The sequence below is a fragment of the Enterococcus sp. AZ079 genome (genome assembly GCF_050547255.1).
Classification (GTDB): domain Bacteria; phylum Bacillota; class Bacilli; order Lactobacillales; family Enterococcaceae; genus Enterococcus_D; species Enterococcus_D casseliflavus.
Map to the genome: position 1 here is coordinate 2,715,987 of NZ_CP172955.1, position 14,747 is coordinate 2,730,733.

Consider the following 14,747-nt stretch of genomic DNA (forward strand, 5'->3'; position numbering starts at 1 on the left):
CCTATTGAATCGTGCGCAATTGCTCGATCCGTTCTTGGACTGCTTTTTGTTTTTCAAGATAATCGGCTTCTTTGCTGCGTTCTTGTGCTACGACTTCCTCTGGTGCATTGGCAACGAAGCGTTCATTCGCCAGTTTGCCTTGTACCCGTTGAACTTCTTGGGTGAACTTCGCTAGTTCTTTCTCCAAACGCGCGATTTCTTCTTCAATGTTGATCAACCCAGCTAACGGCAAGTAGATCGTCGCACCTGATAGGATAGCTGACATCGCCAATTCAGGGGCTTGTAAGCTGTTAGAGATTTCTAGTTCTTCTGGATTACAGAAGCGTTCGATATAGTTTTTGTTGGCGATCAAGAATTCTTCGATCTCAGGTTCATTTGCTTGGATCAGCAAAGTGATTGGTTTCGAAAGTGGTGTGTTTACTTCTGCACGGATGTTTCGAACCGAACGAATCAATTCTTTCAACACTTCCATCCCTTGCGCCGCTTTTTCATCGGTCCATTCTGGTGCCACTTGTGGATACTCAGCAACGACTAATGATTCCCCTGTATGCGGCAGTTTGCTCCAGATTTCTTCTGTAACAAATGGCATGATTGGGTGCAACAAGCGTAAAATTTGGTCAAGAACATGGACTAAGATGCTCTTATTGACTTGTTTCGCTGCTTCATTGTCACCGTATAAGGTTTCTTTCGACATTTCAATGTACCAGTCACAGAAGTCATCCCAGATAAAGTTGTATAATTGACGACCCGCTTCCCCAAATTCGAAGCGTTCAAAAAGGTCAGTGACTTTTTCAATCGTTTCATTCAAGCGCGTCAAGATCCAACGATCCGCCACTGATTTTTCACCAGAAAAATCAATGTCTTCGGCAGTCATTTCGCTGACATTCATCAAGACGAAACGGGAAGCATTCCAAATTTTATTGATGAAGTTCCAAGCGGCATCCATTTTTTCATAGCTGAAACGCACATCTTGTCCCGGTGCAGAGCCATTTGATAAGAACCAACGCAATGCATCGGCACCGTATTGTTCAATGACTTCCATCGGATCGATCCCATTTCCAAGCGACTTACTCATTTTGCGACCTTGTTCATCACGGATCAATCCGTGGATCAAGACATTTTCAAATGGTCGTTTGCCAGTAAATTCCAAGCTTTGGAAAATCATACGGCTTACCCAGAAGAAAATGATGTCGTATCCGGTCACTAATGTATTCGTTGGGAAGTAGCGTTGGAAATCTTCATTGTTTTCATCTGGCCACCCCATTGTTGAAAACGGCCATAAAGCAGAACTAAACCAGGTATCCAATACGTCTGGATCTTGCTGCCAATTTTCGGCATCCACTGGCGCTTCAAGTCCTACATACATTTCTCCCGTTTCTTTGTGGTACCAAGCTGGGATTTGATGGCCCCACCACAACTGACGAGAGATCACCCAGTCATGGACATTTTCCATCCAACGTAAGAATGTTTGGTTGAAACGTGGCGGATAAAAGTCCACCGCATCGTCGGTTTCTTGGTTGTCGATGGCTTGTTTTGCTAATGGTTCCATTTTTACGAACCATTGTGTCGATAAACGAGGTTCGACTACTACGCCTGTCCGTTCTGAGTGCCCTACACTATGGACCATTTTTTCGATTTTGATCAGACGACCTAACGCCTCTAAGTCTTTCACGATTTGCTTACGAGCAGCAAAACGATCCATGCCTGCATAAGTACCTGCTAAGTCGTTCATTGTTCCGTCATCATTCATGACATTGACCCGTGGTAGGTCACGGCGGTTACCGACCTCAAAGTCATTCGGGTCATGGGCAGGAGTGATTTTTACGACCCCAGTTCCAAATTCTTGGTCCACGTACTCATCTGCGATGATTGGGATCTCTTTATTGACCAAAGGCAAGATCACTTTTTTACCGATCAATGCTTGATAACGTTCATCTTCTGGATGAACCGCGACTGCTGTATCCCCCAGCATCGTTTCTGGACGAGTCGTTGCGATCTCCACCACACCGCTGCCATCTGCTAATTCGTAAGACATATGGTAAAAAGCACCTTCGATGTCTTTGTGGATCACTTCAATATCAGATAATGCCGTGCGGGCTTGCGGATCCCAGTTGATGATGTACTCGCCACGATAGATCAAGCCTTTTTCATATAGCGTCACGAAAACTTTACGAACCGCTTCGGATAATCCATCATCTAACGTGAATCGTTCACGGCTATAGTCTAGGGATAAGCCTAGTTTCGCCCATTGTTCCCGAATGTGACCGGCATATTCTTCTTTCCAATCCCATACTTGTTCAACGAATTTTTCCCGACCAAGGTCATAGCGAGAAATCCCTTGTTCCCGCAGCTTTTCTTCTACTTTGGCTTGGGTAGCGATCCCGGCATGGTCCATACCTGGTAGCCATAAGGTGTCATACCCTTGCATCCGTTTTTGACGAATGATGATGTCTTGTAACGTGGTATCCCAGGCATGACCTAAGTGCAATTTTCCTGTTACGTTTGGTGGTGGAATCACGATAGAATAAGGTTTTGCTTCTTTGTTGCCGCTTGGTTTAAAACGGTCATGTTCTAACCAATCTTGGTAGCGCCCCGCTTCTACTTCTTGGGGATTGTACTTGGTGGATAGATTTTCAGTTTCTGTCATAGTTGGTCCTCCTAAAGTTACGTTTTTTAGACGTAATGGTTGGTGTGGTTTTTTTGTGCCTGTTGCTGGGTAAAGCATGACAATGTTTGAATCGTTCAGGATTAGTGCCGTGGTAGAGATGATTATCAGCTGTTTGTTGACGCCACGCGTGTTGCTCGTAAAAAAAACGTTGCTTACAGAGGTCAAGGCACACTTCCGTGATCCTCTATTATGTCTTAGGGTTTTTGGCAACCGATCTGACTCGCTTCGTGAACCAATTTTGATGACTTCTTGTACTGTTCATCATCTATTCTGTCTTACTTCGCAAGCCACTCGCAGTGATTCCTAGTTTGGTTACTACGCTCCCTATGGTCGCCTAGTACTGTTCATCATCTATTCTGTCTTGCTCCGCAAGCCAATCGCAGTGATTCCTAGTTTGGTTACTACGCTCCCTATGGTCGCCTAGTACTGTTCATCATCTGCTCTGTCCCTCTTTGTGGGCCACTCATTGTGATTCCTAGTTTGGTTACTACGCTCCCTATGGTCGCCTTGTACTGTTCATCATCTGCTCTGTCCCTCTTTGTGGGCCACTCATTGTGATTCCTAATTTGGTTACTACGCTCCCTATGGTCGCCTAGTACTGTTCATCATCTGCTCTGTCCCTCTTTGTGGGCCACTCATTGTGATTCCTAGTATGGTTACTACGCTCCCTATGGTCGCCTTGTACTGTTCATCATCTGCTCTGTCCCTCTTTGTGGGCCACTCATTGTGATTCCTAATTTGGTTACTACGCTCCCTATGGTCGCCTAGTACTGTTCATCATCTGCTCTGTCCCTCTTTGTGGGCCACTCATTGTGATTCCTAGTATGGTTACTACGCTCCCTACGGTCGCCTAGTACTGTTCATCATCTGCTCTGTCCCACTTTGTGGGCCACTCGCAGTGATTCACAGCAAAAAGCGCCCTAATGCCGAGGCATTAGGGCGCTGATACGCGGTACCACCTAAATTGCAGATTGCTCTGCCACTTTGACGTGAGGTAACGTTCACGACGCGCTTGATCTTACTGTGCGGCTTTATCTGCAAGAAACAAACCGTGGTTCGGATCAAAGACCTTCAAGCTACCTTTTCAGTGTCTGGGGAAGTCTTGCACCGACCGACTTCTCTCTGACCGCCAGGGTCACTGATACTCCTCTTGAACATTGTCTTGCTATCATAGATTCTTGTTTCATCTTGCTACATTCTACAATGAACTTTTTTGAAAGTCAATCAGAGGTTTGCTTTCGCAGCATCAATGGCTGCTTGATAATCCGGTTCGTGGGAGATCTCAGGCACGATCTCAACGTATTGGATCACGCCTTCACGGTCTAAAACGAAAATTGCTCGGGCAAAATGACCGAAGTCTGGGATCATGATTTGATAGGCCTCACCGAAGGTATTCGCCGGATCATGAAGCATGATCATGTCGACACCTTCTTGGCCGCACCATTGCGCTTGTTCTTCTTTTGTATTGTTAGAAATCGTGACAAAATGGATGTCATCCAATTGACTTGCCTCTTGGTTGAAACGCTTGGTCTGCAATGCACAGACGCGTGTCACGATATCGGGAACCACGCTGATGATCGTTGGTTTTCCTAAAAAATCAGTCAGTGTGTATTCCTTGTCCTCTAAACTTTTCAAGCGAAAATCAGCTGCTTTATCCCCTACTTTTGGTTGGTTGCCAGGCATCTCATAAACCGTTTCTTTGCGTGTAACTTGCATAACATCTCTCCTATAGCATTTTCTCCCAGTATAAGAAAGATTGTCAAAAAACGAAAAGGATTTGCTCAGACTTTCGATTTTTGCGAGTAGGTCGTATCAAAAAAGATCAATGTTTGCAATTCTGTCGTCAAATCAATGTATTGGATATTGACGTCTTTTGGCACGATGACGGGATCAGGGGCAAAATTTAAAATCGCTGTGATCCCAGCATCCACGATCGCATCGATCGCCATTTGTGAATAACGGCTAGGAACGGTCGAAATCGCTACGGTGATCCCTTTATCTGCTACGACTTCCGCCAATTGATCCATTCCATAGACATAACGCCCACTAATGGTCTGACCAATCATTTCTGGATCATTGTCAAAAACCGCGACCACGGAAAGATTTTCATTTCTGCGAAAATTGTTGTTGGCTAACGCTTTTCCTAAATTTCCATAACCAATCAAGGCGATTTTTTTCTCTTCATTGGTTTCTAAGATATAGCTCAATACCTCAATCAGATAGGGAACATCATAGCCATAGCCACTTCTGCCCAATTCTCCTAGATGAGAAAAATCTCGGCGGATCGTGGCCGAAGGAACTTGCGTGATTTCTGCAAACTCTTTCGATTTGATTCGCTGAATACCAGAGGCATCCAGTAATTTTAAGTGTCGTAAATAAGCTGGCAAACGTTTTGCCGTCGCTTTCGGAAGTTTTTTATCTCTTAATGCTTCCATCCTGTCCACCCTCCTTGTTAAATGATTCACATATTGAGTGTAGCATGTTCCATTTTCAATAGCAAGAAAATATTCACAAACTCTCTCACTCGATGAAAAACGACCACAAATGTTAAAAAACAGTTGTGGTCGTAACATTAAAATCGGGGTTTTATTATAAAAATTCAGCGAATTCCGTTGCTGCTTTTTCTTGATTTGCCGTGATTGCTTCCAGTTTCAACCCAGCCATCGCACGTTCCATCATCCCTTCGATATCGAGACGTTCTTCATATTGGTGGACCTTATCCAGTCTTGGGCGCGTCTTTGGTTGAGGAGGTGCAAAGATTGTGCAGCAATCCTCAAATGGCTGAACTGATAATTCAAAGGTATCAATGGCTTCGGCAACTTCAATGATTTCCAATTTGTCCATCGTTGCCACTGGGCGCACGATCGGCGTATTGGTTACTTCATTGATGGCGACCATGCTATGCAAAGTTTGTGAAGCCACTTGTCCTAATGATTCACCATTTAAGATGATCAAGCCATGACGAGCTTCTCGTATCGCATCCGTCAAACGCAGCATCATCCGACGGGTGATGGTCATCCAATAGCCTTGTGGCACACGATTTTTGATTTCTTCTTGGATTTCTGTAAACGGAACTTCGATAAACTGGATGCTTCCCACATAAGGCGCAAGCTTCTTCGTTAAATCTTTGGCTTTTTGCAACGCTTGTTCACTCGTATAAGGAGGACTTGCAAAATGGACCGCTTCGATCTCAACGCCGCGTTTCATGGCAAAGTAGCCTGCGACTGGCGAATCAATACCGCCAGAAAGCATCAACATTCCCTTTCCACTGGTGCCCACTGGCAGCCCAGCGGCTCCTTGGATCGTTTCATAAGACAAATAAGCACCATCGATCCGTATTTCTACACGCAAATTGATGTCTGGTTTTTTCATTTGGACTTTGATATCAGGAAAACGGTCGATCACCGCATTCCCTAAGGTCAAATTCAACTGGTTGCTATCTTGCACAAACGAATGATCACTGCGCTTGGCTGTGATTTTAAAGGTCTCAACGCCCGTATAGATCTCTGCCATGACGTCTTGAACGGCTTTCTTTAATACTTCGATATCTTTTTCGACCCGAATGCTGGGGGAAAAGTTTTGAATCCCAAAGACTTTTTGCAGCTTAGGAATGATCTCTTGGCTGTTTTCACCGTTCAATAGCAAGTGCATGCGATCTCGCTCGGCATGAACTTTGACATGGGGATAATCTGCTAAGGTACGTTTGACGTTTGAAGCTAATTGCATAATAAAACTACGACGATTTTTGCCCTTTGTTGACAGTTCGCCATAACGAACCATGATTTCTGAATAATTCACGAGAAAACTCCTTTGATTTGGATTGATTTTATAGTGGTCTGTCGTGCTTAATTGATTTTCGAAAATTTTTGGTACAACTGGTGGAAGACGATCAGAAACTGCTCGACTTCTGCCATTGTATTGCTCTCATCTAAACTGATACGAACAGCCGATGTTGCTAACTGTTCTGGAACGTGCATCGCATGAAGCGTACTGCTGGCCATCTTTTTACGGGAGGAACAAGCGCTCGTCGTCGAAAGATAGATCTGCTTTTCTTCAAAGGCATGGACTAAGACTTCTCCTCGGATTCCTTTTAATGAAAAACAAAGTATGTGCGGCGCAAACCCTTCTGTGCCAGAAAAAAGCGTGACTTTTTCGTACCCAGCCAGTGCTTCTTGCAAATAGCCTTTTAATAATTGAACATGGTTCGGCTTTTCAGCCTTTTGTTCTGTCGCTAAACGTAGGGCTTTTGCCATAGCAACGATTGCTGGTACGTTTTCGGTACCGCTGCGCTGGTTTTGCTCTTGCCCACCGCCGGTCATCAATGGCGCCAGCTTACGACCTTGTTTCCAATAGATAAAGCCTGCGCCACGAGGTCCATGAAATTTATGCGCAGAGAACACGGCAAAATCGACCCGCTCATTGAACCATTGTTCTTGCGGCACCTTTGTGATGGCTTGGACGGCATCTACATGAAAATGGATCGTTGGGTGGTCCGCTAGCACAGCTGCGATCTCATGGATCGGTTGGATCGACCCTACCTCATTATTGACCGCCATCACCGAAACCAAAATCGTTTCTTTGCGAATCATGTTTGCTAATTCAGACACGTTGACAAAGCCTTGGGCATCGACAGGCACCACACTGACCTCAAACCCTAACTCGGCTAATTGAGCCGCTGTTTCACTGACGGCAGGGTGTTCAATACTGGAAATAATCAGGTGATTCCCATAGGCTTTTTTCGCTAAAGCAGACCCTTTGATGACCCAGTTGTCTCCTTCAGTTCCCCCACTGGTAAATGCGATCTCTTTGGAAGAAACGTTTAACAGATCGGCGATCTGCTGACGAGATTGCTGCAGCAGACGATTGGCTTGATTTCCTAAATCATGCAGGCTTGAGGGATTGCCGATAATTCGCTGACTGACTTGGACATATGTATTTAAAGCTTGTGGATAAATAGCGGTTGTTGCACTGTTGTCAAAATAGATCAATGATAGGACCCTTTCTCTAAAAAAATTCTTTCCCATTATAACTGCTCTTGGGCTGAGTTTCAAGGTGACTCGCTGGCTTTGGCTTTTTTTAAAGGAAACTTTTCCATCCTTCGTAAGCGGTACTCATGCAGCGAGCCATTCTTTCCATGAAAAAAGCCAGTCAGTTTTTCACTGCTGGCTTTCGTATTATACTAAGTCGCGATTATTGAAGTAGAAGTTTTCGATCCGTTTGAAGGCACCTGGTTCTACTCGTTCCAACGCTGTGCCGATTTCATCTAGCGCATCTTGATAGCGATATTCTTTACTAAACAAGTAAAGTGATTTGTCGATCGCTGCCTTGATATCTGGATGAGAATGACGATAGCGGTTGGCATATTGCATCATTTGCTCAGTCAATGCCGCAGCATCCACTAAGTCTTTTGTTTGTTCATCTAAAAGATCAAGATCTTCTTCACAGACAGAAACCAATTTATTGATTTCTTGCACGTTGATGCGAATCTTGTTCAATTCTTTGCCTAGTTCTTCGACACGATCCGTTGCCACGAAGAAGAATTCTAAATACTCGCCTGGCAAACCAGGTAAGCGTTGTTTCTCAACAAACCGTTTCAAGTTGCGTAGACGGAATTCGAAGCTTTCCACTTTTTCTTGTGCAACTTTTTCGCCACGACGTAATTCCGCAAGAGAATCATCGATTTCGACTTGCTGGCTTTCCACATCATCCAAAATTTTGTAGGCATCTTTGTAGAAGCTTTGCACTTCTGAATAAGGAATCTCATGTTTTTCCAATTTCGGTAAGTACTCGTTGTTGCGGCGAGCCAATTCGTCCACTTCGGTTTGGAAGCCGCGGACGCGACCCAATTCATTATGATTCAAAGTATAGCTTTGTGCCGTATGATCCAACTCGATCAACAACTGACGGTTGTTCTTCGTTGCGTGGTCAATGTAGTCTTCGATGATCTGACGATTTTTCATGACATATTTCTTGGCATTGATCTCACGTTCCATCACCGTATACAAGGCATCGATATCACTTGCAGTATCACGGCTTGCCACTTCAACGGAAGCGACTTCTGTTTTCGCTAGATCGTTCATGGAGTTTTCAACCCGTTTTTTCACACGGTTGATTTCTTCTTGGAAGTTTGCTTCTGGGAACACATATTTTTGTTCTAATAATTTTTTATAACCTTCTTGGATTTCTTTCAACTGATCAGGGAAGGTACGATTTAATTCTTCGTACGCCGCTGGGATCCGTTTCATTAGGTCTTCCACTTCATAGGTGTGTTTTTCCGCTTGGTCTAACACTTCCCGTGCTTCCACAGGATCGCCAGAAGTATTTAAGGTAACAAATTGGGTGAACTCAATTTCAATGTTTTTGATTTGTTTTTGCAGCTCATTGTAGGCAGGACCGAATTCTTCGCCTTGATCCCGCAGCTTCTTCTTCAAGTCTTCGTAAACGTCCAGCGCTTTTTGAACTTCCAGTGAATTTCGTTCTTCACTTTCTCGTAATTCTTTCAAGCCTGCGCGAATCTCTTCCACTTGGCGTTCCATCTCATCCATGGTCGCTTCGGCTTGGACGATCGCCCCTTTTGCTTTAAAAAAGCGGATGCGTTCGTTCAGCTCTTCCACTTCAAAGATTTGACTTTCAAGTTCAGCAAAAGATTTTGTAGAGATATCTGTCCATTGTTGGTTCCACTCACGGAAGGTGTTTTGACTTTGACCAACCAAGTGCATTCTTTTTACTTCATCGACTTCTTCGATCACCGGCAAGTCAAACAGATTTTCTTTGCGTTTTTCCAAGTCATTCAGCTTTTCTTGGTTTTTCTTCCGCATGAAAAAGCCAATTGCATACAAGACCGCCGCAATGATGATGATGGCAATGACAATTCCAAAGATGATATTAGTTCCCATTTTGTGGTTCCTCCAATTTTCAAATATACATGTTTCGTCTAAAACCTGCTGATCAGCAGATTGATTGATAAGTTCGTTGAGTATAAAAAGGACAGATAGTCCCTTTATAAAAAAGCATCTACGCTAGATTATAGCATAAAGAAAAAAATCAAGCATTAGATTGAGGCAAAAAAGATCGACTTTTTTCGCATCGAATAAAATAAATCACGGCTTCTCCAGCGATAATGAAAATAAATCGTGAAATTTACATCAACAAGTGACTTTTTTTCTGATTTTTCCGATTTTTTTCAAGAAACCGCTTGATTTCTCCCTATTGAAACTGTACTCTAGTAAAAAGCTTGAACAGGAGTAATGTCAAATGAAAGTAGCGAAATTCGGAGGCAGTTCCCTTGCCTCAGCCGAACAAGTCGAAAAAGTTGTTGCGATAATTGAAAGTGATCCTAAAAGACGGTTTGTCGTTGTTTCAGCGCCTGGTAAGCGTTCCAGCGATGATCAGAAAGTCACCGATCTGTTACTAGCTGTCTGTACCCGTCTGTGTGCCCAAGAAGAAATCACTGATTTAATAGAAGAAATCTATGCCCGCTATACAGCGATCGCCGCCCCCTTTGGGATCGAACAAGTCCATTTAGACCGCATCTGGCAATCATTGGCGGCTTTTCAAACGCTGCCTACCCAAGACAATCCGCATCTTTATGATACGGTCTTGGCAAGCGGCGAAGACAACAACGCCAAATTGATCGCAGGGATTTTACAAAGCCGTGGGTTAGCTGCTCGCTACATGAATCCCCAAGAACTTGGGCTGCTGGTGACGGATGAACCTCAAAACGCCCGTATCTTGAACAAGTCGTACGCCAAGATCGCACAATGGCGCGACAGTCCTGAAATCTTAGTGATTCCTGGCTTCTTTGGCTACACAGAAGCCGGCGAGATCTGTACCTTCTCTCGAGGAGGATCAGATATTTCTGGTGCCATCGTGGCGGCTGGTCTGCAAGTAGAATTGTACGAAAACTTTACCGATGTCGATGGGATTTTTTCTGCTCATCCAGGCTATGTTCATCATCCAGAGTCCATCAAAGAAGTGACCTACCGAGAAATGCGAGAGCTGTCTTATGCGGGCTTTACTGTGTTGCACGATGAGGCCTTGATGCCTTCATACCATGCGAAAATTCCCGTGGTGATCAAAAACACCAATAATCCAAGTCATCCTGGTACCTTGATCACCAACCAAAGAGACAATTTAGATCAGCCCGTGATCGGCGTTGCCAGTGACGAAGGCTTTTGTATGATCTATATTCGCAAATACTTGATGAACCGCGAAGTTGGGTTCACGTTACGGGTCTTAGAGATTTTCCGTGAATTTGATTTAAATTATGAACACATGCCTTCAGGAATCGATGATATCTCGATCATTATGCGCTCCAACCAGTTGAATCCAGTATTGGAAGAAGAACTGCTGCGCAAGATCGCCTACGAGATCGATCCCGATGAACTGCGAATGACCCACGATCTATCCATGGTCGTCGTCGTTGGTGAAGGAATGCGTCAACGAGTCGGGATCACTGCTGACAGTACCGCTGCCCTTGCGCGGAAAAATATCAACTTAGAGATGATCAACCAAGGGTCCTCTGAGGTCAGTATCATGTTCGGTATCCACAAAGAACAAGAAAAAGCCGCTGTCAGAACCCTTTACTACACTTTCTTTGATTAAACCAAACGTGCCAGTTGCACCACTCCTTTTGCTGATAAGCAATCGGAACGGGCAACTGGCACGTTTGGTTTTTATTCTGACGATTCTTGGGCTTGCGCTTGTTTTTGTGCCAATTGGCGGTTGATTTCTGCCTTGATTCGCGGTTCAGGAGCATACCGTTCTTCCCAATCGCTCGGCTTCATGACTTTGTGGGTCTCAGGATCATAATGGGGCTGCCCATCTGGAAAAAGTTTCCCCATGTTGGCTTCATGAACGATAGCCAGGATCGGCGCTGGATCGACCCCTAACAGTGAAAAAGAGCCATAGGTAAAATACAGCAGATCACAAAGCGCATCGACTTGTTCTACTAGAGAATCACTGACAGGCTGTTGTTTGGCAGCCAGCTTGGCTTGGGCTTGATCGATCGCTTGATGCAAATGCTCCAGGCCTGCTTGAAAGGTCTCTTCGTCATTGTTGCTGGCAGCATAAAGGAACTCAACTAATTCTTCAATTTTAAAACCAGCACGAAACTGGGCTTTTTCCGCTGAAAAAGCTTGTGGATATGGCGGTCGCGTTGGATCAAAGGTTTTATGAAACTCTTCCGTCATTTCAAATGGACTCATTTTGCTCGCTTCTTTCTGCTTTTTCTCATGGTTTTGTTTTATGGTTCTGCATTGTCTTCTACGTTGCTTCATAGATTGGCTACTTGCCTATTTTTTTTATTCCCTGGCTTGGGCATCCTCGGCAATGATGCCAAAATAGATCAAGGCTTTCTTGATGCCGTCATGATCGTTAGTATCCGTCACAAAGTCGGCACTAGCTTTGGTGATGGGCTGGGCATTGCCCATCGCAACCCCGATCCCCACGCCTTCTAACATTTCCACATCATTAAAATGATCCCCAAATGCCATCGCTTCTTCCATCGCGATCCCTTCATAGGCCAAAAACTCTTTGATGCCTTTGATTTTCGAACCGTTTTTCGGCACGATGTCAACAGAATAGGCATTGGATCGCTTAAAATCACATTGCGGCAGCTTGGACCGTAATTTTTCGCGCTCTGACTCAGGGCTCAGCATAATGCACTGATAGATGGGCTCTCGTAAAATATCCAACGATTCATAGCGTTTGGCGTTGCGATTGGGACTAAAGCGCTGCAAGACTTTCTTTAAAAAACCGACGGGAAATTTTTTCGGTACATAGCGTAAGTAGCGCTGCATGACGGGTGATTGGCTTAAACGGATCGTCAAGCTGCCAGCCACTTGGGTTTCTCCGCCAAACATGACTTGGCGGTAATTTTCATCTGCGTATTCTACGATCGCTTCCAGCGTTTGTTTTGGAAAAGGTTTGGCATAAATCAGGTTTTCCTTCGTGTAGACATATTGGCCGTTATAGGTGATAAACATGTCTAACGACAAGTAATCGATCACCTTCTCTAAATCAACCGGACCACGTCCGGTGGCAATGCCGCAGAGGACGCCATTGGCTTGAGCCTGTTTGATGGCTTCACGGGTACTGGCAAGCGCCTTGCCGTTGCTGGCAATCAGCGTGCCATCAATATCAAAAAAGATTGCTTTTATCATATGACTCCTCAAAATAATTTCAACTGATTAGGATTTAATGCTTCGTAATCGATCTGCAGCGCATCGATCAATGCGCGAGCATTGTCAGCGGCATCACGACCGGCATTATTATTGAAGACCACTGCGACTTCTTTGGCATTGGCTTCGATGGCTTGGACCGCTTGTTTTAACTCCGTTAGTTCGGCTTGGTCATAGCGATACAAGGTCCGCAGATTTTTGGCATCTGGTCCCGTCGCTGTCCAGCCGCTGTCGTTGCGTCCATGAAAACGGCACAAGACAAACGCGGGATTGGTCACGGTTGGATCAAGGGGAATGGTGGTCGATAGCTTTTTCGGCTGATCAACAACTACTAAGGAAAACTGTTTTCGCTTCATATAATCGATCATTCCCGGATACAGTTTCGGCTGATACCAGCTGCTGTCTCTCAGCTCGATCGCCACTGGGTAGCCCGCAAACCATTCTCGCACTTGGTCTAAATAGGCGACATTTTCTTTCGTACATTTAAAGCTGTTGGGAAACTGCGCCAATAGGCAAAAGAGTTTGCCTGCTTCTACCATTGGCGCGATCGCTTCTTTATAAAGCTGCAGTGCTTCGGTCATGGTCAACTGATCTGGCAAATCCCCTTGGGTGGTCACACTTTGATGGACTTTCAACACAAAGCGGAAATTTTCGGGAATCTGGATCAACCAGTTGCGCACGTCTTTTTCTTTTGGCAAAAAATGATAGGTGGTATCCAGCTCAACTAGCGGAAAATAACGGGCATACTCAAATAATTTCGAGTTTTTTCTTTGCACGAGACTGCCATGTTCACTAAATGTGGTACAACCAATTCGAATCATTTTTTCCCATCGCTCCTTGTTTTCTTATTTTAATAGTATACAATAGTTTTGAGTTAAGAGTAAATAAATCATTGCAGGTGATGAAAAAATGAAACGAATTCTCGTGTTGCACACTGGCGGCACCATCGCCATGAAAGAAGACACCCTGACAGGCGGCGTCAGCCCTGATGTCAGCAATCCGCTGATGGATGCACCGATCCACATTGACGACGATGTTGAATTGATCGTCGAAGACATTTTTAATATTCCCAGTCCTCATATGACCCCAAAAGAAATGCTGCAGTTGAAAGAACGTATCCAGCTGGCGCATTTAAGCGGTGTCGATGGGGTCGTGATCACTCACGGAACCGATACGCTGGAAGAAACAGCCTTCTTTTTAGATACCACAATCGGCGGTCAGTTACCGATCGTGGTGACTGGCGCCATGCGCTCAAGTAATGAAATCGGCAGTGACGGGCTTTATAACTTTGAAAGTGCGATTCGGGTGGCGAAATCACCTGATGCCTTAGGAAAAGGCGTCTTAGTCGTCATGAACGATGAGATCCATTCCGCACGTTATGTTACGAAGACCCACACCACCAATATTGCGACGTTCCGCACCCCGACATTAGGTCCGATCGGCTTAGTCACAAAGCACCGTATCTTGTTCATGCAAGAGCTGTTAAATAACCGCCATTTGGATGTTGATCGTGTCGATGGTCTGTTTCCGATCGTCAAAGCCTATGCGGGAATGACTGGGGAATTGTTCGATGCTTTAGCCGACTCGCTGATCGATGGACTAGTGATCGAAGCTTTAGGCGCTGGCAATCTGCCGCCGCAAACCATAGAGCCTTTGAAAAAACTGATCGCTAGAAACATTCCAGTCGTCTTAGTTTCTCGCTGCTTCAACGGAGTTGCCGAGCCGGTCTATGACTACTTAGGTGGCGGGATCGAATTGCAAGCTCTTGGGGTGATTTTCTGCAATAGCATCAATAGCCAAAAAGCCCGCATCAAATTGCTGATAGCGAAAAACCGTGGGTTGACCATGGATGAACTGCCTGATTTCATGGAGAATTAACCAAACAAAAACCCTTTTGC

At 44.9% G+C, this 14,747-nt stretch carries 11 protein-coding genes and 1 other annotated feature; of the genes, 2 read left to right on the forward strand and 9 right to left on the reverse strand.

Annotation, left to right across the window (positions count from 1 at the left end; genetic code table 11):
* Position 1: 1 nt before the first annotated feature.
* From IGJ15_RS12945 to ezrA, 6 genes are all read right to left on the reverse strand, one after another.
* Positions 2 to 2,647, reverse strand: a complete 2,646-nt coding sequence (locus tag IGJ15_RS12945; RefSeq protein ID WP_428210925.1) for a valine--tRNA ligase — start codon at positions 2,645 to 2,647, stop codon at positions 2 to 4.
* A gap of 953 nt (positions 2,648 to 3,600) precedes the next feature.
* Positions 3,601 to 3,835 (reverse strand) — a binding site (T-box leader).
* A 57-nt stretch (positions 3,836 to 3,892) separates the two neighbouring features.
* A complete protein-coding gene (gene tpx / locus IGJ15_RS12950; RefSeq protein ID WP_231472837.1) occupies positions 3,893 to 4,384 on the reverse strand; it encodes a thiol peroxidase in 492 nt (163 codons plus the stop codon).
* A gap of 65 nt (positions 4,385 to 4,449) precedes the next feature.
* Positions 4,450 to 5,103: a redox-sensing transcriptional repressor Rex gene (locus IGJ15_RS12955; RefSeq protein ID WP_015509044.1), complete on the reverse strand. Its 654-nt coding sequence runs from the start codon at positions 5,101 to 5,103 to the stop codon at positions 4,450 to 4,452.
* A 154-nt stretch (positions 5,104 to 5,257) separates the two neighbouring features.
* Positions 5,258 to 6,466 (reverse strand): tRNA uracil 4-sulfurtransferase ThiI, encoded by a 1,209-nt coding sequence (gene thiI / locus IGJ15_RS12960; RefSeq protein ID WP_005225147.1) that lies wholly within the window; start codon positions 6,464 to 6,466, stop codon positions 5,258 to 5,260.
* A gap of 47 nt (positions 6,467 to 6,513) precedes the next feature.
* Positions 6,514 to 7,656 (reverse strand): cysteine desulfurase family protein, encoded by a 1,143-nt coding sequence (locus tag IGJ15_RS12965; protein WP_074934654.1) that lies wholly within the window; start codon positions 7,654 to 7,656, stop codon positions 6,514 to 6,516.
* 186 nt (positions 7,657 to 7,842) lie between these two features.
* On the reverse strand, positions 7,843 to 9,564 hold the full coding sequence (gene ezrA, locus IGJ15_RS12970) for a septation ring formation regulator EzrA (RefSeq protein ID WP_428210924.1): 1,722 nt from the start codon (positions 9,562 to 9,564) through the stop codon (positions 7,843 to 7,845).
* Between the two features lie 358 nt (positions 9,565 to 9,922).
* Here ezrA and IGJ15_RS12975 point away from each other — a divergent pair, with 358 nt between their 5' ends.
* On the forward strand, positions 9,923 to 11,272 hold the full coding sequence (locus IGJ15_RS12975; protein WP_005237529.1) for an aspartate kinase: 1,350 nt from the start codon (positions 9,923 to 9,925) through the stop codon (positions 11,270 to 11,272).
* Positions 11,273 to 11,343: 71 nt separating this feature from the next.
* Here the strand turns inward: IGJ15_RS12975 and IGJ15_RS12980 are convergent, their stop codons facing one another.
* The 3 genes from IGJ15_RS12980 to IGJ15_RS12990 form a co-directional block, all read right to left on the reverse strand.
* Positions 11,344 to 11,874 carry an HAD family hydrolase gene (locus IGJ15_RS12980; RefSeq protein WP_231472835.1) on the reverse strand — a complete coding sequence of 177 codons (531 nt, stop codon included), beginning with the start codon at positions 11,872 to 11,874 and terminating at the stop codon, positions 11,344 to 11,346.
* Between the two features lie 96 nt (positions 11,875 to 11,970).
* Positions 11,971 to 12,831, reverse strand: a complete 861-nt coding sequence (locus tag IGJ15_RS12985) for a Cof-type HAD-IIB family hydrolase (RefSeq protein ID WP_231472834.1) — start codon at positions 12,829 to 12,831, stop codon at positions 11,971 to 11,973.
* 8 nt (positions 12,832 to 12,839) lie between these two features.
* Positions 12,840 to 13,670, reverse strand: a complete 831-nt coding sequence (locus tag IGJ15_RS12990) for a DUF72 domain-containing protein (protein ID WP_430599146.1) — start codon at positions 13,668 to 13,670, stop codon at positions 12,840 to 12,842.
* Between the two features lie 88 nt (positions 13,671 to 13,758).
* Between IGJ15_RS12990 and IGJ15_RS12995 the strand changes: the two genes are divergently transcribed.
* Positions 13,759 to 14,727, forward strand: a complete 969-nt coding sequence (locus tag IGJ15_RS12995; protein WP_005225140.1) for an asparaginase — start codon at positions 13,759 to 13,761, stop codon at positions 14,725 to 14,727.
* Positions 14,728 to 14,747: the final 20 nt, after the last annotated feature.